This window comes from Haloechinothrix sp. LS1_15 (assembly GCF_033042135.1).
GTDB lineage: Bacteria > Actinomycetota > Actinomycetes > Mycobacteriales > Pseudonocardiaceae > Haloechinothrix.
Window position 1 is genome coordinate 195,894 of the sequence record NZ_WBXM01000007.1, and the last position, 23,749, is coordinate 219,642.

Genomic DNA, 23,749 nt, shown 5'->3' on the forward strand with positions numbered 1-23,749 from the left:
CTACGACACCACTTTCGGTCGACAGCTGGCGCGGTTATCGACCGAAGGTGCCGGTGCCGGTCGGGGGGCACGACCGACTCCAGGGAGGTAGTGACGTGGCTGCCGTCGGCTTCACACAGGCCGTCCGTTCCACGCCAGCTGGCGCGTTGCCAGCGAGCATGGTTCCGCATCCGCGGGAAGAGCTGTTCTCCGTGCTGGTGGTCGACGACCACCCATTACTGAGGGAGGCGATTTCCGCACGACTCACACAGATGGGCGCGGGTACTGTCCACGAGGCCGCCTCGGTCGCGGAGGCGAGGATGCGCGCATCGGCCACCGGGCCGTGCGACCTCGCCATCCTCGACCTCGGGCTGCCGGACGGTAGTGGCATCGAGCTGGTTGCCGAGCTTCGAAGCCACAACTGGCCACGCGTGGTGGTACTGGCGTCCTCGGACGATCCGTACGCGGTGCGCGCGGCGTTCCAGGCCGGTGCCCAGGCGTACTTGCTCAAATCAGCGTCCCCTGTCGCCGTCACCGACGGCGTACGCCGGGTGCTCGAGGGCGGCGTCTACGCCGATCCCGGCGTCGCTCCGGTGCTGGCGACGGGGACACGGGTACCGAGCACCGACAACACCCCGAGGGAGCTGTCCTCCCGCGAGGTACAGGTGCTTCAGCTGGTCGCGGATGGCAAATCCAACAAGGAGATCGGCGACGAGCTGAGCCTGTCGGCGCTCACTGTCAAGTCGCACCTGTCACGGATCGGCAGGAAGCTGGGCACGGGAGACCGAGCCCAGATGGTGGCGCTGGCCATGCGCGCGGGCGTCATCCGCTGAGCCGATCGGCCGAGAGCAAGCGGTCGGACGGGCCACGACGGGACGGTGGGGCGGTGATGCACGTCCCGCCGTCCCGTAATGTGCCCCGTGTGAGTGCCGCTGAGGACGACGCCGTGGTCGAGCACGCTGCGGAAATGGCGAGCGATGCGGGAACCGTCGCCGTGGTGGAGCCCCACGAGGGCACTCCCCCGGTGATCGAGGACGGCAACGCGCTTCATCGTGCCTGCGACATGCTCGCGGCCGGTACGGGCCCGTTCGCGATCGACGCCGAACGCGCCTCCGGTTACCGTTACTGGCCGCGCGCGTACCTGCTGCAGCTCCGCAGGGAAGGCGCGGGAACCCACCTGGTGGATCCCATTGCCCTGGCAGGTTCGCTTGGGCCGCTGCGCGAGGTTCTCGCCGACGCCGAGTGGGTATTGCACGCGGCCTCCCAGGACCTGCCGTGCCTGGCCGAGCTGGGCATGCGTCCGCGCACGCTGTTCGACACCGAGCTGGCGGGCAGGCTCGCCGGGTTCCCCCGCGTCGGGCTCGCTGCGCTGGTGGCCGAGCTGCTCGGGTACCGGCTGGCCAAAGGGCACGGTGCCGCCGACTGGTCACGCCGCCCGCTACCAGCCGAGTGGCTGACCTACGCCGCGCTGGATGTGGAGTTCCTGCTCCCGTTACGGGACGCCTTGCAGGAGGTCCTCGCCCGGGACGGCAAGCTGGCATGGGCCAGGCAGGAGTTCGACGCGGTGCGCGACGCCGAACCGTCGGAGCAGCACAGCGGCCGAATCAAGACCTCGAAGCACGGCACCGAGCCATGGCGCAGGACGTCCGGGATACACAAGGTCCGCACCCGGCGCGGTCTCGCGATCGTCCGGGAGCTCTGGCAAGCGCGCGACGAGCTGGCACGCAGGCGCGATCGTGCGCCGGGGCGTGTCGTGCCAGACAAGACCATCGTCGACGCCGCACTGGCCGAACCCCGCGACCGGGACGAGCTGGTGGCCCTTCCCGGTTTCGGGGGGCAGTACCAGCGCAAGCGCGCCGACTTCTGGTTCCGCCACATCAGGCGAGCACGGGAGCTCGACGAGCGCGACCTGCCGGAGATCACCCCGGCAGGCAACCACGTGCCGCCACCGAACAAGTGGGCCGATCACAATCCCGACGCGGCTGCGCGGCTGGCCGCGGCGCGCGCGGCGCTTACCGAGCTCGCCGAGCAGCACACCCTGCCGGTGGAGAACCTGCTGCTTCCCGAGCTGGTACGCACGCTGTGCTGGGAACCGCCGGAAGGGGACGTCGAACCGCTGCGGGCGGCGCTGGCGGCGGGCGGCGCCCGGCCGTGGCAGGTCGAGCTGGTGTCCGAGCGACTCCACGAGGCGCTCGGACACACGGCGAGCTGAGGTCAGCGCCCGTCCGGCGCGCGTTCCAGCACCTCGCCGAGCACGCCGACAGCGTCGTGTAGCTGATCGTCCGACAGGTACGGTGCGGGTCCGAGCCGCAGCGTCGAACCACGTGCGTCGGCGTACACCCCGGCGCTGGCCAGCGCGGCCTGGACACCGGCGGCATCGGCGCATCGCAGCGCGAGAAAACCCGCGTAGGCCGACAGCGGATTGCTGCGGTCCCGCGTCATCAGCTCCGGGGAGACGTCCAGCTCGTCGAAGGCTCGCGCCAGCAGCCCGACCTGGTGTCGCGACACCTGCCGCAGAAAACCCGGCGTCAACCCGTGCGCGGCGAAGAACGCGAGCACCCTGGCCGCCCGGTAATGGCTGGTGGGATCGTAGGTGGCTCCCGCGAACCGGGCCGCACCACGCCCGTAACGGACCGCCGTGGCCTCGGCGTGGCCGGACAGCGAGCCGAACTCGGCGAACCATCCGGTCACCACCGGCCGGAACCGGTCGGCGTGCTCCGGCAACCGTAGGAAGCAGTTGCCCTCCCCCAGCTGCAGGTACTTGTACCCACCCCCGATCACCCACGCGGCACCCAGCCCGAGCTCGTGCACCGGGAACTCGATCGCGCCGAGGGCATGGTAGGCGTCCACCAGCAACTCGGCGTCCCGCCGCAGACAGACCTGTGCCAGCTCGCCGAGACCGGGAACAATCCGCGCGTTCTCGAACAGCACCGCCGAGACCAGCACCGCAGCGGTGCGCGAATCGACCTCGGCGGCGATCCGTTCGGCGAGGGTGCCCGCCGGTTCGGCGGGCACCCGCACCACCTCGAGACCTTCCTCGGCGAGCCGAGCCAGCTGTCTGCGCAGCGTGTGGAACTCACCGTCGGTGGTTACCAGCCGCGCCTTGCGACGCAGGTCCAACGCGGACAGCCAGCGCACCACCAGGTCGTGGGTGCTGGCACCGAGCGCCACCTCCCCCTGCGGATCCTCCAGCAGCTCGCGGAAACCGTCGGCGACCTCGGTGGCCTTGGCGGCGGCTCGCTCCCACTTGGCGTCCACCGCGCGCGCCGCGTCGTTGAACGCCTCCAACTGCCCTTCGACCGCGACATCCGGCCATGCTTGGTGCGAGTGGCCGGTCAGCAGTAGCCGATTGGCCACGTCGAACCTGCTGTAGTGCGGGGCCAGCGCGTTCGGCGTGGCACGAAGCTCGTCCAAGCTCGGAGCACCGTGTCGTTGCGGCGGCTCCGGCGGCACCCGCCCATTCCGGGGCTCGTTCACAACCTGCTCCGTACCGCCCACAGGTCGGGAAACGCCGGGATACCTACCGTGCTCCGCAGGTAAGCGGCCCCGGAGGAGCCACCGGTGCCGCGCTTGTCGCCGATGGTGCGCTCGACCATCTTGACGTGCCGGTACCGCCACTCCTGCTGTCCCTCGTCGAGGTCGACCAGGTGCTCGCAGATGGTGGCCGGGCCGGCGTCGTCGGCGTAGACCGCCAGCAACACCTCCTGCACGTCAGGCGAGCCCTCCCATGGTCGGCTGACGTCCCGTTGCAGCGCAGGCGCGGGCACGGCATAGCCGTACTCGGCCAGATACCGCAGGAACGAGTCGAACAGTGACGGTCGCGCCATCGCCGCCGCGATGCGGCCAGCGGCCTCGCTGCCGTCCGGGTAGTGCCGGAACACCCGGGTGTCCCGCCTGCCGAGCACCGCCTCCAGCTCCCGGAACTGTGCGGATTCGAAGCCGCTCGCCGCGTCGAGCCGCTCGCGGAAGCTGGCGAACTGGCTCGGAGTCATGGTCTCGAGCACGTCGATCTGCGCGACCACGACTTTGAGGATGGTCAGCGTGCGGCGCAACGTGCGTGTCGCGTGCGCGGTGTCGCCTCGCTCCAACCATCGCTGCAGCTGCGCCAGCTCGTGCAGCAGCTGTTTGAACCACAGCTCGTACACCTGGTGGATCACGATGAACAGCATCTCGTCGTGTTCGGCTGAGCGTGGCCGCTGCGCACCGAGAACCTCGTCAAGCGCGAGATAGGACTCGTAGGTCACCGCGGAGTGTTGGTCGGTCATCGAGGCTCATCCTGCCATCGTCTGGCTGCCCGTGCGGCACTACCATGGTCGCCGATGGGCGGCAGTGATGGCAGTGATGGCGCTGGCGGCGCTGATGGCGCAGACCCGTCGGCGACCACGGCCGACCAGGCGGCACTGGCCGAGCTGATCGGGCGCAGCGAGCGGATCGTGGCCCTGACCGGAGCCGGGATCTCGGTGCCGTCCGGCATCCCCGACTTCCGCAGCCCCGGCAGCGGGTTGTGGGAGAACGTGGATCCGATGACCGTGGCGACCATCGAGGCGTTCCACCGTGACCCCAAGGTTTTCTGGGACTTCTACCGGTCCCGCCTGCACCTGGTGCGGGACACGCAGCCCAACGCGGCCCACGAGGCACTGGCCGAGCTGGAGCGCCGGGGCAAGTGCGAGGCCGTGATCACGCAGAACATCGACCGGCTGCACCGGGCGGCGGGCAGCCGCACCGTCATCGAGGTGCACGGCTCGGTCGACACCGCCAGCTGCACACGGTGTGACGGCCGCTGGCGGTTCGCCGAGATCGACGAGCTTTTCGACTCCGAGGGTGTCGCACGGTGCACGAACTGCTCGGGACCGGTCAAACCGGATGTAGTGCTGTTCGGCGAGCTGCTGCCGGTCGCCGCGATCGAACGTGCGCGAGAGCTCGCCAGCACGGCCGATCTCCTGCTGTGCGTCGGTTCCTCGCTCGAGGTCTACCCGGTCGCCGAGTTGCCCGAGCTGACACTCGGCGCTGTCGGAACGCTGGCGATCGTCAACCAGGGCCCCACCCCCTTCGACGACGTCGCCGCCGTCCGCCTCACCGGCGATGTCGCCACCGAGCTCCCTGCCGTGGTCGATCAACTCTGACAGTGCACCTGTCGGGAAGAGATCACACTTCGGTAGCGGTGACTGTCGTCACGCTCGCATGAGGACTATTGTCCGATCGTCCGTGGAGCACACCTGGCGGCACACACCGCGCAGCCGCCGGTCGGTCGGTCCCGCGAGGAGGAGCGAATGGACGACATACTGGAGTCGATCAGCGAATTCATCTGGGGGCCGTGGCTGCTGATACCACTGCTCCTGCTCACTGGCCTGTACCTGACGATCGTGCTGCGCGGGGTGCAGTTCCACCGCTTCGGGTACGCTTTCTGGCTCGCGTTGATCAAACGCAAGGAACGGGGCGCCGAGGGCGATATCAGCCACTACCAGGCGCTGACCGTGGCGCTCGCGGCCACTATCGGTGTCGGCAACATCGCCGGGGTCGGCACCGCGATCGCGCTCGGCGGGCCGGGTGCGCTCTTCTGGATGTGGATCACCGGCCTCGTCGGTATGGCCACCAAGTACTCGGAGGCCTTCCTCGGCGTGCGCTACCGGCGCGTCGACGCCAAGGGCGAGCAGAGCGGTGGCCCGATGTTCTACCTCAGCGAGGGGATCCGCAACATCTTCGGGCGGTTCCTTGGCCTGTGGTTCGCGATCTTCGGCGCGCTTGCCGCGTTCGGTATCGGCAACATGGTGCAGGCCAACAGCTTCGCCGACGCGCTCAACGCCGAGTGGAACATCCCCTACTGGGTCAGCGGCGTCGTGCTGATGTTCGCCGCTGGGGTGGTCATCCTCGGCGGGATCAAGACCATCGGCCGGTTCACCGCGGCGTTCGTGCCGTTCATGGCGGTGATCTACCTACTCGGCGCCACCGGTGTGCTGCTGTTCAACGTGGGCGAACTGCCGAGCGCGCTGGCGACCATCTTCACCGACGCGTTCACCGGCACCGCTGCCGCAGGTGGTTTCGTCGGTGTCGGCTTCCTCGCCGCGCTCCGCTGGGGTGTGGCCCGCGGCATCTTCTCCAACGAGTCCGGGCTGGGCACCGGCGGGATAGCGGCGGGAGCCGCGCAGACGACCCACCCGGTGCGGCAGGCGCTGGTGTCGATGACACAGACCTTCCTGGACACCCTGGTCGTGGTGACCTTCACCGGGTTGACCATCGTGGTGACCGGGGCCTGGACGCACATCGACGCGGCGGGTGACGCGCTCACCGGTGCCCCGCTGACCGCGGAGGCGTTCACCGTCGGTCTGCCCGGCGAGTGGGGTGGTGCGATCGTCTCGGTCGGCATCGTGTTCTTCGCCTTCTCCACGCTGCTCGGCTGGGCCTACTACGGCGAGCGGTGCATGGACCGGTTGTTCGGCAGGACGCTGGTCACCCCGTACCGCGCGGTGTTCGTGATCGTGATCTTCGTCGGCGCGGTGACCGAGCTGACGACCGTGTGGACCATCGCCGACATCCTCAACGGGCTGATGGCGATCCCGAACCTGGTCGGGCTGGTACTGCTCTCGCTGCTGGTCGCCAGGCAGAGCAAGGAGTTCTTCCGCCTGGCCAACTGGAAGCAGGTGGAGGACCTGCCTGGCACGCGCTGATCTCCCGCAGCGGGCGAGCCGAAGGGACCCTCCGGTACCGAATATGTACCCAAGGACCCCTTCGGCTCGCCCGGCTCGCACGTCAGCCCGGGCCAGTGCCCATGGTCGCCGGTGACGGTCTCCGGCTGTTCAGCCCTGCAGCGCCCGCCGGAACAACACTTCGATCTCCTCGTGCGAGGGGGTCTCGTCGACCAGCACCGCCTGCATCACCAGGCCGCAGAACAGGGCGGCCACCATCCTGCCGGTGGTCCGGTCGGTGCGGGAGCCGAACAGCTCGGCGAGCGCGTTGTCCCAATCGGCCGCGGCCTTGCGCAGGTGCGGCCGATGCAGCGCGAGCGCGTAGAGGTTGTACTCGACGATCGTGCTCTCCCGCTGCTCGGTCAGCGAGCGGATAACGAAGTCCGCCAACGCCGATGCGAGGTCGGCCTCCGGCCCGAGTTCACGCTCCCAGACGCGTAGCTGGGCGATACTGCCTTCCGCCGCCTGTTCGAGTGCCACGGCCAGCAGGTCGTCCATGGTCGCGAAGTGGTAGGTCGTGGAGCCGAGCGGGACACCCGCTTTGGCCGCGACCTTGCGGTGCGTCAGTGCCTCGACCCCCTGATCGGCCACCACCGAGATCGCCGCGCGCGCGATGCGGTTGCGCCGGTCGGGATCGTTCGGCCCGCGCATCCGCTTGGGCCTGCTCGCGCGACCATCCTGCTGACCGGTCGCGGCGCTGTCTGTCGTCATCGCTGCCTGCTACCCCCTTCACGCTCGGCCCGAGAACGGGCCGGGACATCGCCGGGTCACGTCACTCCAACGCCCAGGTCTACGCACCACGTTCCCATCATCACACGGCTGCTGCGGCACACCCGACCTACCTGATGTGGACGCAAGTACACATAATATGTACGATTGTACGCAGTTTTGCGCCGAGCGGCATACCAGCCGTACGAGTGAACGACGATAGGAACCGCACGACACATGAAGGATCTCTACATCGACGGCGACTGGGTCGCGTCCTCCTCCGAGCCCGGTGAGGACACCAGGACCGTCCTCAATCCCTACGACAGCAGCGTGCTGGCCACCGTCGCCGAAGCCGCGAGCGCCGATGTCGGCCGCGCCGCTCATGCCGCCCGTCTGGCCTTCCACCGGGGACCGTGGCCTGCCACCGTGGCGGGCGAGCGCGGCGAATTGCTGCGCCGGATCGCCGACTTACTGGTGCGCGACCGGGAGGAACTCGCCCGGATCGAGAGCCTGGACACCGGCAAGACGCTGGCGGAGGGCCGCATCGACGTCGACGACATCACCGCGGTGTTCCGCTACTACGCGGGCCTGGCGGACAAGGACGCGGGCAGGCTCGTCGACGCGGGTAACCCCGACGTGGTCAGCCGCGTGACCTACGAGCCAGTCGGGGTGTGTGCCCTGATCGCCCCGTGGAACTACCCACTGCTGCAGATGTCGTGGAAGCTCGCCCCCGCCCTGGCCGCGGGCAACACCATGATCATCAAACCGAGCGAGCTGACCCCGCTGTCCACCATCAGGCTCGTGGCCCTGATCGCCGAAGCGGGCGCACCACCGGGGGTGGTCAACCTGCTGCTCGGCTCGGGAGCCGAGGTCGGCTCGGCCATGGTGACCCACCCCGAAGTCGACCTGGTGTCCTTCACCGGCGGCATCGCCACCGGCAGGAAGGTCATGGCGGCCGCGGCGGACGGCATCAAGCGGGTCGCCCTCGAGCTGGGTGGGAAGAACCCCAACGTGGTCTTCGCCGATGCCGACTTCGACACCGCGGTCGACTACGCGCTGGCAGCCGCGTTCTTCCACTCCGGCCAGGTCTGTTCGGCAGGATCGCGGCTGATCGTCGAGGAGAGCCTGCACGACGACTTCGTGGCCGAGCTGGCCCACCGCGCCGAGGCGATCCGGCTCGGCAACGGGCTCGACCCGGCCACCGAGTGCGGCCCGCTGATCTCGGCAGAACACCGGGACAAAGTGGAGCGTTACATCGCGCAGGCGATCGAAGACGGCGCGAAGCTCGTGACCGGAGGTCACCGCCCCGAGGACCCCGAGCTGGCCGACGGCTTCTTCCTGCGCCCCACCATCTTTACCGGCTGCACCTCCGACATGCCGGTCGTAGCCGACGAGGTGTTCGGCCCGGTCGTCACCGTGGAGCGGTTCCGCGACGAGGACGAGGCGGTGACACTGGCCAACGACACCGACTACGGCCTCGCGGGCGCCGTCTGGACCTCCGATGCTTCGGTGGCTCAGCGCGTGGCCGGCCGGATGCGGCACGGCACGGTCTGGATCAACGACTACCACCCCTACCTGCCGCAGGCGGAGTGGGGCGGGTTCGGACGCTCCGGTATCGGCCGGGAACTCGGCGCAGCAGGCCTCGACGAGTACCGCGAGGCCAAGCACATCTACCAGAACATCCGGCCCCAACCCATGCGCTGGTTCACGGGGGCGGAACCGCTTTCCGAAACCGGCACACGACAGAAGGGCGGCTCGCCACAGTGACGTCAGGGAAGGCAACGAAGAAGCTGACCTCCATGCTCACGAACTCCGTGGACGACAACTACGACTTCATCATCGTCGGCGGAGGTTCCGCAGGATGCGCGCTCGCCAACCGGCTCAGCGCCGACCCGAACAACAAGGTCCTCGTCCTCGAAGCAGGGCGACCGGACTGGATCTGGGATGTCTTCATCCACATGCCGGCCGCCCTGACCATGGTGATCGGCAACCGGTTCTACGACTGGAAGTACGAGTCCGAGCCCGAGCCGTACATGGGCGGCCGCCGTGTCTCCCACGGCCGGGGCAAGGTGCTCGGTGGCTCCAGCTCCATCAACGGCATGATCTTCCAGCGCGGCAACCCGTTGGACCTCGAACGGTGGGCCTCCGACCCTGGAATGTCCTCCTGGGACTACGCGCATTGCCTCCCCTACTTCAAGCGTATGGAAATCTGCGTCAGCGGAGGCGACGAGTGGCGCGGTAGCGATGGTCCGCTGTGGATCGAACGGAGAGAGGGCAACCACCCGCTGTTCGGTGCCTTCCTCGATGCCGCGCAGGACGCCGGATACCCGCTCACCAAGGACGTCAACGGGTACCAGCAGGAAGGGTTCGCCACTTTCGACAGCATGATCCGCAAGGGCAGGCGCTGGTCGGCGGCGAGAGCCTACCTGCACCCGGTCAAGGTCCGGCCGAACCTGACCGTACAGTGCCTGTCGCGGGTCAACCGGGTGCTGCTCGACGGCAACCGGGCCGTCGGCGTGGAGTACCAGCGGCCCGGCGGCTCGCCGAAACGCGTGCACGGCGGCGAGGTCATCCTCGCGGGCGGCGCGATCAATACCCCGCAGCTGCTCCAGCTGTCCGGCATCGGCAATGCCGAGGAGCTGTCCGCACTCGGCATCGACGTGGTGCAGGATCTGCCCGGCGTGGGCGAGAACATGCAGGATCACCTCGAGGTGTACATCCAGCACGCGTGCACCCAACCGGTCTCCTATAACCCGGCGCTCAAGCTGCACAACCGCCCGAAGATCGGCCTACAGTGGCTGTTCGGCAAGAAGGGGCCTGCCGCGACCAACCACTTCGAGGTGGGCGGCTTCGTGCGCGGCAACGACCAGGTCGAGTACCCGAACCTGATGTTCCATTTCCTCCCCATCGCGGTCCGTTACGACGGGACCCCGGTCGGTGCCGAGCACGGCTACCAGGTCCACATCGGCCCGATGTACTCCGATGTGCGTGGCAGTGTGAAGATCACATCGACCGACCCGTCGAAGCATCCGGCCCTCCGGTTCAACTACCTCTCCACGGAGAACGACCGGCGCGAGTGGATCGAGGCCGTCAACGTGGCGCGGGAGATCCTCGCCCAGCCGTCCTTCGCTCCCTACGACGGGGGCGAGCTCTCGCCAGGGCCGTCGGTCAGCACCGATGAGGAGATCCTCGACTGGGTGGCCTCCGACGCCGAAACCGCCTACCACCCGTCCTGCACCGCCAAGATGGGAACCGGCGAGGGATCGGTCGTCGATCCGGAATCGATGGCCGTACACGGTATGGAAGGCCTGCGGGTCGTCGACGCCTCGGCGATGCCCTACCTGACCAACGGCAACATCTACGCTCCCGTGATGATGCTCGCCGAGAAGGCGGCCGACCTCATCCTCGGCAACACGCCGCTGCCGCCGGAGCACGTCGACTTCTACCGCCACGACCCCGACCGGGAGCGCTCCGCCTGACGGCTGGGTCTCCGGGGCAGGAGCCCCGGAGATGCCCAGGCGATCCCGTCGAGCAGCGAGCACAACCAGGAAGGCACCATCGTGACCACGCTCCACCATCCCACCGAAAGCATCGACAAACAGCGCGACCGATTATCCGAACCCGTCATCTCGGTGCGCGAGCTGTGGAAGGTCTTCGGCCCTAAGGCAGCCGAGGTTCCCACCTCCCCCGATCTGCGCGCGCTGGACAGGCGGGAACTCATCGAGCAGACCGGCTGCACCGCGGCCGTACGGGATATCGATTTCGACGTCGCCGAAGGCGAAGTCTTCGTCGTCATGGGACTGTCCGGCTCTGGAAAGTCCACACTGGTCCGGTGTTTGACCCGATTGATCGAACCCACCGCGGGATCGATCATGTTCGAGGGGGATGATCTGCTCACCGCAGGGGACAAGCATCTTCGCGAGCTGCGAAGGAACAAGTTCTCCATGGTGTTCCAGCACTTCGGGCTCCTGCCCCACCGCAAGGTGATCGACAACGTCGCTTTCGGCCTGGAGATCAACCGGATGTCCAAAGCCGAGCGGCATACCCGCGCGCAGGAGGTCATCGAGCTGGTCGGGCTCGGCGGCAACGAGCACTCGTACCCGCACCAGCTGTCCGGCGGCATGCAGCAGCGCGTGGGCCTCGCCAGGGCGTTGGCGGGTGACCCCGACGTGCTGTTCTTCGACGAGCCGTTCTCCGCGCTCGACCCGCTGATCCGGCGGGACATGCAAAGCGAGGTCGTGCGGCTGCACCAGGAGGTCGGCAAGACCATGGTGTTCATCACCCACGACCTGTCCGAGGCCCTCAAGCTGGGCGACCGCATTCTGATCATGCGCGACGGGCAGATGGTCCAGGCCGGTACGGGTGACGAGCTCATCGGCGCCCCGGCCGACGACTACATCCGCGACTTCGTGCGTGACGTTCCGAAAAGCGACGTGCTCACGCTGCGCTGGATCATGCGCGCGCCTCGCGAGGACGACCCGCTCGACGGGCCGGAGCTGGGTCCGGATGTGGTGGTCGGTGAGGCGACGCGCCGGGTGCTCGAGGCCGACCGTCCGGTGAAGGTCGTCGCCGACGGCACGCTGCTCGGTATCGTCGGCGACGACGAGATCCTCGCGATCGTGGCGGGACCGGAGGGCGACCACGCATGACCGCCTCCGTCACCGAACGCCCCCGAACGCGCAATCCCCGTAGGAGACCACACCTCGGCCTCGTACTGGCTGGCGTGCTCACCGCCTGGCTGATCGGGTGGTACTTCCTCAGGGGAACACACACGCTCGAGCTGGCTCCTGCCCAGCTCACCGGCCTGCATCAGGCGCTGAACGAGCTGAACCACGCGATCGCGACCAACCGGGACACGAACCCGCTGTTCGTGTACTTCTTCGACGTCATCCGTGTCATCGTCGGTGAGTTCGCCGGGTTCATCCAGGGGCTCATAGCGCAACCCGCCTTCGGCGCTCCAGTTCCCGTACTGGGGTGGTTGGGTGTCGTGGCCGTCGCGGGGTACATCGCCTACACGGTCGGCAATGCGCGGGTATCAGTGCTCGCCATGGCGGGCTTCACCGTTCTCGGCCTGCAAGGGCTGTGGCAAGAAAGCATGGACACGCTTGCCCTGACTCTGGCCGCGGTGACGATCGCGCTGGCATTCACCATTCCCATCGGGATCTGGGCGGGCCTGTCCGACCGGTTCCACCGGGCGATCACACCGGTGCTGGACTTCATGCAGACGATGCCAACCTTCGTCTACCTGGCACCGCTGACGCTGTTCTTCCTGATCGGTCCGGCCTCGGCGACCATCGCCACGCTCATCTACGCCGCGCCACCCACGGTGCGGTTGACTGCGCACGGGATCCGCGCGGTGCCACCGCAGATGGTCGAGGCCAGCGATTCCCTCGGTGCCACCCGGTGGCAGCTGCTGACCAAGGTGCTGCTGCCCGCTGCCAAGCGCACCATCCTGCTCGGCATCAACCAGACCATGATGGCCGCGCTGGCCATGGTCACCATCGCCGCACTGATCAACGCCCCTGGGCTGGGCAACACGGTGATCAACGCGCTGCAGTCGCACGATGTCGGCACCGCATTCAACGGCGGGTTGGCGATCGTGATCCTGGCGATCGTGCTCGACCGGGTAACCACCGCCGCGGGCGCGGACCGCGAACGCGCCGCGCCACAGCAGGGATGGGCGGCCCGGTTCGGCACCGGTCTGCGAACACCCGCGCTGCTCCTCGGCGGTGTGGCCACCGCGATCGGGATTTGGCTGTCCCGCACCTTCGTGTGGGCCGCCGAGTTCCCCGGCGCTGGCACCCTCGGCAGCTGGGTCGAGGGGATCACCGAGGGCATCACCGAGTGGGTCAGGAGCAACTTCGCCGTGGCGACCACCGGCCTGAAGGACGGCGCCACGGCACTGGTCATCAACCCGTTACAGGCGTTGCTGACCGAGTCACCGTGGTGGCTCATCGCTGCCGTGATCCTCACCGTGGCCGTGGTACTCGGCAACGTGCGCGCCGCGATCGTCGCGGCGAGCTGTATCGCGTTGATCATCGGTACCGGCCTGTGGCACGACGCGATGATCACTCTCGCCTCGGTACTGATCGCCACCGCCATCGTCGTGGCGTTCGCGGTGGTCATCGGCGTATGGATGGGAAGAAGCCAGCGGGTGGACCAGATCGTTCGCCCGGTGCTGGACGCCGGTCAGGTCATGCCGCCGTTCGTGTACCTGGTGCCGTTCCTCGCGCTGTTCGAGGCCACACGCTTCACCGCGATCGTCGCAGCGGTCATGTACGCGTCGCCGGTCGCCATCAAGATCGTGACCGACGGCATCCGAGGGGTGTCGGCCACCACTGTGGAAGCCGCGACCGCGTCCGGGGCGAGCACCTGGCAGGTCATCACCAAGGTGCAACTCCCGATGGCCAGGCGGGCGCTGACGCTGGCGACCAACCAGGGGCTGATCTACGTCCTGTCCATGGTCGTGGTCGGCGGTCTCGTCGGCGCGGGAGCGCTCGGCTACGCGGTGGTAGCCGGGTTCGCGCAGACATCGCTGTACGGCAAGGGACTCGCGGCTGGCATCGCGATCGTGCTGCTCGGGATCATGCTCGATCGCATCACTCAGGCCGCGGCGAAACGGACCTAGCCGATGACGGACGGACCAGAGCTTCAGGAGAACACCGCGGTTGGTTCAGAGCTTCAGGAGAACACAGACACGGACGGCAGGCGGTCGGGCCGCCGCCCCGAGTGACCGTGCCAGGTCGGCACGGCAGCAACACACCAGGAGGTATCCAATGGTGAACCGACATTCCCACGGCAAGCGATGGCTCACCGGCACCGGTGTCGCCGCGGTCGCCGCGCTCACACTGTCCGCGTGCGGCGCGGAGCGGGTCGGTGACGGCGACGATATCGCCACCGACGCCGACTGCGGCGAGTTCAACCTCGCGGTGAGCCCGTGGGTCGGATACGAGGCCAACGCCGCGGTCATCGCGCACGTCGCCGAGGAGGAGCTCGGCTGCACGGTGAACAAGAAGGAGCTGCAGGAGGAGGTCGCCTGGCAGGGCTTCGGCACCGGCGAGGTCGACGCCATCGTGGAGAACTGGGGGCACGAGGACCTCAAGCAGCGCTACATCGAGGAGCAAGGCACGGCCGTCGAGGCAGGCTCGACCGGCGTGCACGGTGAGATCGGCTGGTTCGTACCGGAATGGCTGGCTGATGAGTATCCCGACATCACCGACTGGGAGAACCTCAACGACTACGCCGATATGTTCCAGACCTCGGAGTCCGGCAACAACGGCCAGTTCCTCGCCGGTGATCCCTCGTTCGTCAGCAACGACGAGGCACTGGTGGCCAACCTCGACCTCGATTTCCAGGTGGTGCACGCGGGTAGCGAGACCGCGCTGAACCAGGCGTTCCTGCGTGCTCACCAGGAGCGCGAGCCGTTGATCGGTTACTTCTACCGGCCGCACTGGCTGGAGGCGCAGATCGACGTGGCCCGGGTGGAGCTGCCGCCGTACGAGGAGGGGTGTGACGACGATCCTGAGGCGGTCGCCTGCGATTACCCCGAGTACGACCTCGACAAGATCGTCCGCGCCGAGTTCGCCGAGGAAGGCGGGCCCGCGTTCCAGCTGGTGGACAACTTCCAATGGAGCAACGAGGACCAGGTCCAGGTGGCCAGCTGGATCACCGAGGATGACATGGCACCCGCCGAGGCAGGCGCGAGGTGGGTCGAGGAGAACCCCGAGGCCGTCGACGAGTGGCTCGACCGGTAACAAGGCAACAGTTCCCGTGGTCACCCCGCCGCAAGCGGCGGGGTGACCACCGGGTCCGGCGTGCCGTGAGCCTGGCGTACGCGCTTTCACGTGCGACAATGGACCCATGGCGACGGAACGTAACGTCCTGGGTGGCGATCTCGAGGTCTGTGGCACCGACCCGATAACCGGGTTCTACCGTGACGGCTGTTGCTCGACCGGCGAGGAGGATCTGGGCAACCACTCGGTCTGCGCCGTGGTCACCGCCGAGTTTCTCGCCAACCAGCAGGCGGCGGGCAACGACCTGAGAACGCCTCGTCCGGAGTTCGGCTTCTCGGGTCTGGAGCCGGGCGACCGCTGGTGTGTCTGCGCCAGCCGCTGGCTCCAGGCCTACGAAGTGGGGGCCGCACCACCGGTGGTGCTGGCCGCCACCCACGAGCAGGCCCTCGACGTCGTTCCCCTGAAAGCCCTGCGAGAGCACGCCGTCGACGTCCCTGCCGATCCCAGCAGCCTCGCCTAGCGCACCGCGGGTGCGAGCCGAAGGGGGCCACGGGTACCACATAGGTACCGAAGGAGTCCTTCGGCTCACCACCAGGGGCCTCAGCGCACCAGACGGGCGAGTTCGAAGTGCATCGGGTCGGTCCACTCCCAGTCGCCACCCCAGGCGAAACCCCACTTCTGGAAGATCCGCACCACATCGCGATCGATCTCGCCCTGCGTGCCTCGCTGGTTGGTGGAGACGTTGATGTCGAAGGCGATTCCCCAGGTGTGTAGCGACAGACCGCGCGCCGGGTCGTGGCCGATGAAGCGGGGGACGTAGCAACCCCCGTAGTCGTCCGGATCGATGGCATCGGCGAGTCCACGATCGACGATCTCTTCCAGCGCGGCCCGCAGCTGCGGCAACATGACCTTGTGACAGGTAACCATACCGAGGATGGGCACCTGCTCGGTGCGGATGTTCTGCCGCACCCACTGCGGGTCGGGCTCGACGGTGCCGTCGCTGAAGTAGCGGTACTGGAACGATCCGAGGGCATCGGCCACCGAGCTCCCCGTGAGATAGGCGAGGTGATCACGCTGCCCGCCGGTGTCGTCCGGCTCCGCGGGCGAGCTCGGCTCCGGTTCGCTGAGCCGGTGCACCATCGCGTCCTGCCCCACGATGTCCCTGACGTCCTCGATCACCGCGGGCGTGTCCTGCCCCGCCGACAGCAGCAGCGCGTTGTCCCCCGTCACCCCGAGCTGTGCCCCGCGCCGCCGGTTGACCACCCCGTCGACACCCGGCAGGGTCTCGGCGTACGCACCGACCCGCAGCTTGACCTGATCGCCGAGCGTGCGCAGCGCCACCGTTCCGCCAAGCGGTGCCTGCAGATCCTCACCGATCCGGTGATCCACGGCCAGGTCCCCCGCCGCCACCACTTGCCAGACCTCGTCATTGGTCGCCGAGGTTTCCGGGGTGAACGGTCGTAACGCGTCCAGATCACCGCTGGCGAGCGTCACAGCACGCTCGCCGACGGCCACACCGGACATCGATAGCGACGCCGCTTCCTGGATCCCGTCGAGCTCCCCGATGGCCTCATGCATGTCCCGCTCGATCGGTTCATCAGCAAGTACGAGCAGGTCCGGCTGCAGCAACTCGTCGCCGACCGCCACCGGCTCGGCGACCTGCCATGGCGCACCGTCGCCGCCCGGCTCCGCGGCCACCTCAGCCTCGGTAGCGCGTTGACCAACCACATCCGCCGGTTCGGCTAACCCGCAAGCGACCAGCATGACGACCGCGGTCGCCAGAGCCGCGACGTCCAGCGTGAACCGAAGCCTCATCACCGTGCCGCGAGCTGGTCGGTCTCGACCGTCCGATCGGTCTCGTCCGTACGAACCGTCTCGTCCGGCTCGCAGATCCGGCACGGTGTCAGATCGCGGGTATGGGCCTCGCTGCGCTTGATCAGATGGGTCTGGTCGCTGCTTTCCGGCAGGTGGCAGTCCAGCGTGTGGTACGAGTCCTCACCCGCGACGACCATGTCCGTGGTGTCCGCCAGCTCACCAACCAGACCGTGCGTCCCCTGCCGTTCGGTCGCCTGGACGAGCCGCTCGATCGCGGCTTCGAGGCGGATCCGGTCGGCACGGTGGTTCTGCACGATGATCAGCGCCGAGCCGATGATCACCAGGCTCAGCCCGGCCACCCCGCCGGAAATCAGGTAGGGGAACTGGGCAGGGACGTAGTCCCAGGTCGCCGCACCGTTCCAGCCGAGGAACACCGCGACGAAACCCGCAAGGCACAGCGCCATGCCCACATGCCCCACCAGCCGATTGAGATTGCTCCCCACGTGCCACTCCTCTCCAGCACCACACACGGCTGTGTTCGTTGTTGTGCTCCGGTCCGGCTGCCCGCTAGGCCCCGAGGTAGGCTTCGCGCAGATCGATCTGCTGGACCTGCTCACCCACTCCCGTATAGGTCAGCGTGCCCTTCTCCATAATCAGTGCCTTGTCCGCGTACGGCAGCGCACCAGCGTTCTGCTCCACCATCAACACGGTTGTGCCGTCGGCCTTGATGCGATGGGTCACCTCCCACACCACGCGCGCGACCGTGGGGCTCAGGCCAAGGGACGCCTCGTCGATCAACAACAGGCTCGGACGTGACATCAGCGCCCTTCCCACGGCGAGCATCTGCTGCTCCCCGCCGGACAACGTGCCAGCCAGCTGCCCGGAACGCTCTGCCAACCGCGGGAAGTAGTCGAACACCAGCGCCAGCTGGTCCCGCACGATGCCGGAGTGCTTGCGGCGGGTCCAGCCGCCCAGCTTCAAATTCTGTTGCACGGTGAGACCGGGGAAGACCCGACGGCCCTCCGGGCACAACGAGATTCCCGACGCCACCCGCGCCGACGGCGACTTGTGGCCGAGCTCGCCGCCCGCGAAGCGCACGCTGCCCGACCACGGTCGCACCAGGCCGGCGATGGTGGCCACCGTGGTGGTCTTGCCCGCACCGTTGAGGCCGAGCAGCACGCATACCTCACCTTCGTCCACGGTGAAGCTGACGCCGTGCAGTACCGGGAACGCGCCGTAGCCCACGACGAGATCTTCGAGCTGCAGCAAGCTCATGACACGTGTTCCCCTTCCCGCACCTCGTCGACCTGTCCGTTCTCGCGGGCATGCTGTTCCTCGTCGGGCTCCTCACCCAGGTAGGCGCGCGCCACCTCGGGGTGGTTCCGCACGTACGCGGGTCGTCCCTCGGCGAGCACCTCGCCGAAGTTGAAGCAGTACATGTAGTCGGAAACCCGCGTCACCAGCGGGACGTGGTGATCGATCATCACGATGGACAGGCCGAACTGCTTGCGCAGCGCGAGCAGCATCTCACCGAGTTCGTGGGCCTCCTCTGGTCCCATGCCGGACCCTGGTTCGTCCAGCAGCACCAGGTCCGGGTCGGTGGCCAGCACCGCGGCGATCTCGACCCGCTTCTGCATCCCGTAAGGCAGGTCCGCCACGGGCTCGGCCGCGATCTCCGACAAGCCGAGCAACGAGAGCAGTTGCCTGCCCCGCCTGGTGATTCTGCCTTCCTCGAAGAAGCTGCTGGCACCGCCCGCGATACCGATCCACGGGTTGTACTCGGTTTCCAGGTGTTGCGCGGTGCGCAGGTTCTCCAGCACGGTGGCTTCCTTGACCAGCCCCACGTTCTGGAAAGTGCGGCCGATGCCGAGCGCCGCGCGCTCGTGCACCTCGCGGCGGGTGATGTTCCGCCCGCGGTACCGCACCGTGCCGTGGGTCGGCTGGTAGAAGCCGGTGATGCAGTTGAACAACGTCGTCTTTCCCGCACCGTTGGGGCCGATGATGCCCACGATCTCCCACTCGCCCGCGGTGAGGGTGATGTTCTGCAGTGCCTTGACGCCCCCGAAGTGGATGCTGACGCCGTTCACCTCAAGCACGGACATCGCTGACCTCCACTTCCTTGAGCTTGCCCGCGTGCCGGTCGAACCGTTTGCCCAGCATCCAGTTCTTGACAGGGGCGATGAGCTGCCCGATCCCGCCGGGCAGCAGGGTGATCACCACCAGCAGCAGGATCGGCCCGATGACGATGCCGGTGAACTCCGCAGGCAATCCGATGGTTCGTTCGAGGAAGCCACCACCGTCGCCTGCGCCACCGCCTTCGCCGAGGCTTGCGAAGAACGCCGAACCGATCACCACGCCGATCCGGTTACGCAGGCCGCCGACCACCGTCATGACAACGAAGACCAACGCGAGCTGGAAGCTGAAGATGCCGGGTACGATGATCTGCTGGTGATGCGCCATGAGCGACCCGGCAATACCGGCGAACGTTCCGGAGACCACGAATGCCAGCAGCGTGTAGCGCTTGACGTCGACACCGTAACTGGCTGCCACCTTGGGATTCTCCCGCAACGCCTGCAGGGCGCGGCCCGCCTTGGAGCGGGTCAGTCGCCAGTCCAGCCACAGCACCAACACCAGGAACCCGAAGCACAGGTAATAGAACAGGTGGTCGTCGGCGAACCCGGCGGGCCGCTCCGCGGGCTTGCCGCCGTCCCCGCCGGTGATCTCGGCGAAGGAGAACAGGCTCTGCTCGGCGAACAACCCGTACGCCAGCGTCACCAGCGCGAAGTACAGCCCTGTCACCCGCAACGAGACCGCCCCGAGCAGCGCGGCCTGCAGTGCCCCGATACCTGCGGCGACGGGAACGGCGATCCAGAAACTCAGCCCGAGGTCCGTGACCACATAGGCCGAGGCGAACGCCCCGATCCCCACGAACGCTTGGTGTCCGAGGGAAAGCTGGCCTGTATATCCGATAAGGACGTTCAGTGACAGTCCGATGATCGCGAAGATGGTAGCTGCGATCGCCAGGTTGATATCGGAGACACCGAAGTCGAACGGCGAGAGCACGTTACCGGGAACCGCGAGGAGTAGCCACAGCAGCACGGCCCAGGTGAGTAACCGGGCGATCCAGCCTCCAGCCGATGGGCGGAACTCCCCATTCGACTCGGTCACGCGCGGCAGCTCCTTGGTAGCGTCCGGCGCCGTTCCTGACTCACGTGATTCCGTGTCCTCAGTAGAGAGAACGCTCGTCTCCGTGACGGGCTCGTCGGCCTTGGCATGCCGGGCCCGCTTCCGACTCTTCCGCTGCAGGATCGTCATACCGCCGCCTTTTCCCGAACGAAGACTCCCTGTGGCCGCAACAGCAGGACGCCGAGCAGGAACAGGAAGAGCAGAAGCGCCCGTGAACCCTGCACCTCGTCGAAGATGCTCAGCGCTCCCAGCTGCTCGACGAACCCGACCAGCAGCCCGCCCGCGACCGCGCCCGGCATGCTCCGCATTCCCGCCAGGACCGCAGCCATGAATCCGGGCAGTAACGCGGCACCAGCTCCGAACGTCAGGAACCCTGCAGAGAAGGTCAGGTTCGGTCCGGCGAGGACCCCGGCGAGCCCGCCGAGCAGCCCGGCGATGCCCCAGGTGAGCATCGACACCCGGCGCACGCTGATCCCGACCAGCTCGGAAGCCGTTGACTCCTGCTGTGCCGCCTGCACGGCCAGTCCTGTCGGGGACCGGAAGAAGAACACCAACCCCACGGCAACGGCGATGAGCACCAGGAACGTGATCACCTGCTGGTAGGTGACCGGGGTACCGAACGGGGCCGCGGCCGTGCCCTCTACCAATCTCGGCATTTGCCGGATGGGTTGCTCGTTGTTCAGCCAGAACTGGATACCGATCGCGGCCAACGCGACGCCGGCCGTGCCGACCAGCAGCGTGACCCGGGAACTGTCCCGCAGCGGATGGATGATCAACCGCTCCGTCGCCAGTGCCATGCAGATGCCCACGGCCAACCCGAACAGTATCCCGAGGCCGTAGTTCCATCCCCACAGCTCGACGGCGACGAAGGCGGCGAACAGGCCGGTCGTGCCGAACTCGGTCTGCGCGAAGTTGAACACGCGGGAAGCGCGGTAGATCAGCACGATGGCCAGCGCGACCATGCTGTACACGCTGCCGGTCAGTACGCCGACGACCAGCGCGGCACCGATCTCGTCGAGCATCAGGGACTCACGTTCAGACGTTGGGTCACGAATTCCGGATCGGCGCCGCACCGGGCCTCGCGCAGGTGCATGGCCGTACCGCCGAAGCGGGTGTCACCGTCGAACTGGACGGGTGGATACACGTCGTTGTCGAAAGTGTCCCCACCGGACAGTGTCCCGGTGAATGATTCGCGGGACAGCGCTTCACCCGCTGCTTCCGCGACATCGGCGACGAGCTTCTCGATGCCCCACAGCGCGACCCCGATGTCATCCGGCTCGGAGTTGTTCTTCTGCCGGTAGGCGTCGCTGTAGTTCGGGTCGAGCTCGTCGATGCGGTCGGTACCGGGGAACGAGGAGAAGTACTGGGCGCCCTCGATCTGCGGGCATCCCCCGGTGGCGACGATGTCGAGGCCGTTGGTGTTACCCGGCCCGATCCACGTGACCGTGCAAGTCATCGACTTACTCACGTTGATCAGCCCGGTCGGGCTGGCGTTCCACAACACGACGTCCGCACCGCTGGCGCAGATGCGCCGCCCGATCTCGGGGGCGTCACGCGCTCCCGTGTTCCTTGGGACGCGCTGCGCGAGGGCCAGGTCCGTCTCCTGCTCGAACGCCTGCTCCGCCTCGTCGTAGAAGTTGTTCAGACTGTCGTTGTCGGCCACGAGCACGGCCGTCTGGCTACCCGCGTGCTCGGAGTTGACTAGGTCCGTCAGCAGCGGGATCTGCTGGGCGTAGGTCAACGACAGCGCGTAGAACGCGTCGGTGGCGATCGAACCCAGCCCAGGCCGTTCCTCGTGTACCCCGGCCGAGAGGTAAGGGACACCCACGGTCTCGGCGTACCGCGCGCAGGCGTCGATCTGGTCCGAACCGCCGCCTCCGATGAGCAGGAACGCCTCCTCTTGCTCGGCCATCTCGCGGCAAACCGACCGCGCCTGATTCGGGTCGAAGCCGTCGTCCCGGAAGATCACCTCGAGTTCGCGGCCGTGGATGCCGCCCTGCTCGTTGATGTACTCCGCGTAGACGCCGACACCATCTCGGAAGGATTCCTGCGGGAACGCGGCGGCGCCGGTGACCGGCGCGTGAATGCCGATCGTGATGGTGTCGTCGGTGACGCCGGTGGTGTCGCCGTCTCCCACCGCGGGCCCGTCGCCGTTACCCCCGTTGCCACCCGCTTCGGCCGCGCCGTTGCCCGTACCGTTACCTGCCGCCGCATCCTGCCCGTTGCCTCGGGCGTCCTCACCCGCGACTCCGCCACCGGTGCCGTCCGGCGACCCCATCGAATCGGCGCCGTTTCCGACTCCCGGCTCTCCCGGTTGTCCTGGCTGGCCGCCCGCGAAACCCGTCACGCCCGCTTTCTGACCGCAGGCCGCGAGCAGCACCGCGCTCGCCACGACCGCTCCGGTGCGCAGTCTTGTGCGGATCCGCATCACGCACCTCCTGTCGCCGAGCCACCGCCGCGGGTCCACCGCTCGAGTGCACGGCTCACACCGTGTCCTTTCCGTCCGCTGACCACCTGCTCACCCCGGGGGCCGAGAGCCAGCATGAGCAGGTAACCCACACCGAGGGCAAGCGGCACGAGCAACCACGCAGGCCACGGGATGCCCTCGTAGAGCGCGGGTCGCACCGGGCCCGCGGCGGCGTCCGCCTCGGCTTCCTCCTCGCCCGGCGCGGCTTCGGGAGCCTCCGCTCCCGACGGGGCATCGTCACCTGCGGCCGCGTCCGCTCCGGCAGGTTGCTCCCCTGCCCCGTCCGGCATGTCCGCCCCGTCCGGAGCTCCCTCGCCGGATGGGCCGTCACCGACCGCGTCGGCGACGCCGTCGGCCTCGTCCTCGCCGATCTGCTCACGTTCGACACCAGTCGCCTCGACATCGATGCCGACGCCGTCCATGGCCACGCCCTCGAAGGAGACCTGGAAGCTTTCCGGCGAGTCGACGTTTTCCACCAGCGCGAACGACTGCGGGTTCGGGGACCCTTCGTCGACCCAGGTGGCGGCCATGGCGCTGATGTCGAAAGTCCAGGTTCCGTCGCCGTCACGGACGCCCTCGGCCGCACCTTCCTCGCAGTCGTACTCCGGCCGAGTCTCCCACGCGGCCGCTTCCCCGTCGGCCCAGAACTCCTCGGTGATCTGGCACGCCAGAATCGCCGCGTCTTCTTCGTTGATGTTGGCGCCGGACTCGTCGCTCTCCCGCAGCGCGATCACCGCCGAGTGCACTTCGGCGCCGGGCTGCGCGTCCAGCATGAACTCTATCGCCGAGATCTTCTCCGGATCGCCCGCCGCCGCGGCCACTGGGATCGCTCCTTCGGGCACATTGGAGGGTGGCGGTTCCTGCGGCACGAAACCCGTTTCGTCCTCAGGGGTCTCGTTGACCGCCCACCACCAGCCGTCCTTGATGACCGCGGCGCCGTTCATCTCTCCCGGCTCGGCGGCTCCCCGCTCGGCCTGCTCATCGCCGTTCTCCGGTTCATCCGCGATCGCGGTGCTGCCGTATCCCATTGCGACGGCCACCGCCAGTATCGCCACGGCACCGGGGGCGATGATCTTCCATCGGGCAGGCGACACTCGCTGCCGAAGTAGCATGGTTCTCCGTCCTCGCGACCGGATATCGGGCTGTATCCGGCCTAACGAGGACCCCCCGATCGGGTT

Annotated in this window: 21 protein-coding genes; 10 read left to right on the forward strand and 11 right to left on the reverse strand. The window is 67.8% G+C overall.

Translation table 11 applies throughout. From position 1 onward, the window contains the following. Nucleotides 1-95: 95 nt before the first annotated feature. Together F8178_RS12975 and F8178_RS12980 are read left to right on the forward strand one after the other, a co-directional pair. The gene (locus F8178_RS12975) at nt 96-812 is read left to right on the forward strand and encodes a response regulator transcription factor (RefSeq protein ID WP_317495011.1); all 717 of its coding nucleotides are present in this window, start codon (nt 96-98) and stop codon (nt 810-812) included. A 134-nt stretch (nt 813-946) separates the two neighbouring features. Beyond that, nucleotides 947-2,191 (forward strand): ribonuclease D, encoded by a 1,245-nt coding sequence (locus tag F8178_RS12980; RefSeq protein WP_317495099.1) that lies wholly within the window; start codon nt 947-949, stop codon nt 2,189-2,191. 2 nt (nt 2,192-2,193) lie between these two features. Here the strand turns inward: F8178_RS12980 and F8178_RS12985 are convergent, their stop codons facing one another. Together F8178_RS12985 and F8178_RS12990 are read right to left on the reverse strand one after the other, a co-directional pair. Further along, nucleotides 2,194-3,393 (reverse strand): kynureninase, encoded by a 1,200-nt coding sequence (locus F8178_RS12985; RefSeq protein WP_317495012.1) that lies wholly within the window; start codon nt 3,391-3,393, stop codon nt 2,194-2,196. 59 nt (nt 3,394-3,452) lie between these two features. Then, nucleotides 3,453-4,244 (reverse strand): tryptophan 2,3-dioxygenase family protein, encoded by a 792-nt coding sequence (locus F8178_RS12990; protein WP_317495013.1) that lies wholly within the window; start codon nt 4,242-4,244, stop codon nt 3,453-3,455. A gap of 54 nt (nt 4,245-4,298) precedes the next feature. Here F8178_RS12990 and F8178_RS12995 point away from each other — a divergent pair, with 54 nt between their 5' ends. Together F8178_RS12995 and F8178_RS13000 are read left to right on the forward strand one after the other, a co-directional pair. Beyond that, complete coding sequence (locus F8178_RS12995) at nt 4,299-5,102, forward strand: NAD-dependent deacylase (RefSeq protein WP_317495014.1); 804 nt, start codon at nt 4,299-4,301, stop codon at nt 5,100-5,102. A gap of 147 nt (nt 5,103-5,249) precedes the next feature. Continuing rightward, nucleotides 5,250-6,644: a sodium:alanine symporter family protein gene (locus F8178_RS13000; protein WP_317495015.1), complete on the forward strand. Its 1,395-nt coding sequence runs from the start codon at nt 5,250-5,252 to the stop codon at nt 6,642-6,644. Nucleotides 6,645-6,773: 129 nt separating this feature from the next. Here the strand turns inward: F8178_RS13000 and F8178_RS13005 are convergent, their stop codons facing one another. Next, nucleotides 6,774-7,373: a TetR family transcriptional regulator gene (locus tag F8178_RS13005; RefSeq protein WP_317495016.1), complete on the reverse strand. Its 600-nt coding sequence runs from the start codon at nt 7,371-7,373 to the stop codon at nt 6,774-6,776. A gap of 234 nt (nt 7,374-7,607) precedes the next feature. Between F8178_RS13005 and F8178_RS13010 the strand changes: the two genes are divergently transcribed. The 6 genes from F8178_RS13010 to F8178_RS13035 all read left to right on the forward strand — a co-directional run bounded on the left by F8178_RS13010 (nt 7,608) and on the right by F8178_RS13035 (nt 15,623). Further along, nucleotides 7,608-9,137 carry an aldehyde dehydrogenase family protein gene (locus tag F8178_RS13010; RefSeq protein ID WP_317495017.1) on the forward strand — a complete coding sequence of 510 codons (1,530 nt, stop codon included), beginning with the start codon at nt 7,608-7,610 and terminating at the stop codon, nt 9,135-9,137. A gap of 32 nt (nt 9,138-9,169) precedes the next feature. Continuing rightward, nucleotides 9,170-10,849: a choline dehydrogenase gene (gene betA, locus F8178_RS13015; protein ID WP_396345445.1), complete on the forward strand. Its 1,680-nt coding sequence runs from the start codon at nt 9,170-9,172 to the stop codon at nt 10,847-10,849. A gap of 81 nt (nt 10,850-10,930) precedes the next feature. Next, complete coding sequence (locus F8178_RS13020) at nt 10,931-12,019, forward strand: glycine betaine/L-proline ABC transporter ATP-binding protein (protein ID WP_317495018.1); 1,089 nt, start codon at nt 10,931-10,933, stop codon at nt 12,017-12,019. After that, entirely contained in the window at nt 12,016-13,998 is a 1,983-nt protein-coding gene (locus F8178_RS13025) for an ABC transporter permease subunit (RefSeq protein WP_317495019.1), read from the forward strand. Before F8178_RS13020 ends, F8178_RS13025 begins: the two co-directional genes overlap by 4 nt. Nucleotides 13,999-14,146: 148 nt before the next feature. Then, nucleotides 14,147-15,124, forward strand: a complete 978-nt coding sequence (locus F8178_RS13030; RefSeq protein WP_317495020.1) for an ABC transporter substrate-binding protein — start codon at nt 14,147-14,149, stop codon at nt 15,122-15,124. Between the two features lie 106 nt (nt 15,125-15,230). Continuing rightward, nucleotides 15,231-15,623, forward strand: a complete 393-nt coding sequence (locus F8178_RS13035; RefSeq protein ID WP_317495021.1) for a DUF2237 domain-containing protein — start codon at nt 15,231-15,233, stop codon at nt 15,621-15,623. 80 nt (nt 15,624-15,703) lie between these two features. Here the strand turns inward: F8178_RS13035 and F8178_RS13040 are convergent, their stop codons facing one another. From F8178_RS13040 to F8178_RS13075, 8 genes are all read right to left on the reverse strand, one after another. Beyond that, nucleotides 15,704-16,918 (reverse strand): M15 family metallopeptidase, encoded by a 1,215-nt coding sequence (locus F8178_RS13040; RefSeq protein WP_317495022.1) that lies wholly within the window; start codon nt 16,916-16,918, stop codon nt 15,704-15,706. Continuing rightward, nucleotides 16,918-17,421 (reverse strand): hypothetical protein, encoded by a 504-nt coding sequence (locus tag F8178_RS13045; protein ID WP_317495023.1) that lies wholly within the window; start codon nt 17,419-17,421, stop codon nt 16,918-16,920. The genes F8178_RS13040 and F8178_RS13045 overlap by 1 nt, the downstream gene beginning before the upstream one ends. Nucleotides 17,422-17,485: 64 nt before the next feature. Further along, the gene (locus tag F8178_RS13050) at nt 17,486-18,193 is read right to left on the reverse strand and encodes an ABC transporter ATP-binding protein (protein WP_317495024.1); all 708 of its coding nucleotides are present in this window, start codon (nt 18,191-18,193) and stop codon (nt 17,486-17,488) included. Then, the gene (locus tag F8178_RS13055; protein ID WP_317495025.1) at nt 18,190-19,020 is read right to left on the reverse strand and encodes an ABC transporter ATP-binding protein; all 831 of its coding nucleotides are present in this window, start codon (nt 19,018-19,020) and stop codon (nt 18,190-18,192) included. The genes F8178_RS13050 and F8178_RS13055 overlap by 4 nt, the downstream gene beginning before the upstream one ends. Then, the gene (locus F8178_RS13060; RefSeq protein WP_317495026.1) at nt 19,007-20,086 is read right to left on the reverse strand and encodes a branched-chain amino acid ABC transporter permease; all 1,080 of its coding nucleotides are present in this window, start codon (nt 20,084-20,086) and stop codon (nt 19,007-19,009) included. The genes F8178_RS13055 and F8178_RS13060 overlap by 14 nt, the downstream gene beginning before the upstream one ends. Before the next feature lie 143 nt (nt 20,087-20,229). Then, entirely contained in the window at nt 20,230-21,126 is an 897-nt protein-coding gene (locus tag F8178_RS13065) for a branched-chain amino acid ABC transporter permease (protein WP_317495027.1), read from the reverse strand. Beyond that, the gene (locus F8178_RS13070) at nt 21,126-22,532 is read right to left on the reverse strand and encodes an ABC transporter substrate-binding protein (RefSeq protein WP_317495028.1); all 1,407 of its coding nucleotides are present in this window, start codon (nt 22,530-22,532) and stop codon (nt 21,126-21,128) included. The genes F8178_RS13065 and F8178_RS13070 overlap by 1 nt, the downstream gene beginning before the upstream one ends. Continuing rightward, nucleotides 22,532-23,683 (reverse strand): DNRLRE domain-containing protein, encoded by a 1,152-nt coding sequence (locus F8178_RS13075; RefSeq protein ID WP_317495029.1) that lies wholly within the window; start codon nt 23,681-23,683, stop codon nt 22,532-22,534. Before F8178_RS13075 ends, F8178_RS13070 begins: the two co-directional genes overlap by 1 nt. Nucleotides 23,684-23,749 lie beyond the last annotated feature (66 nt).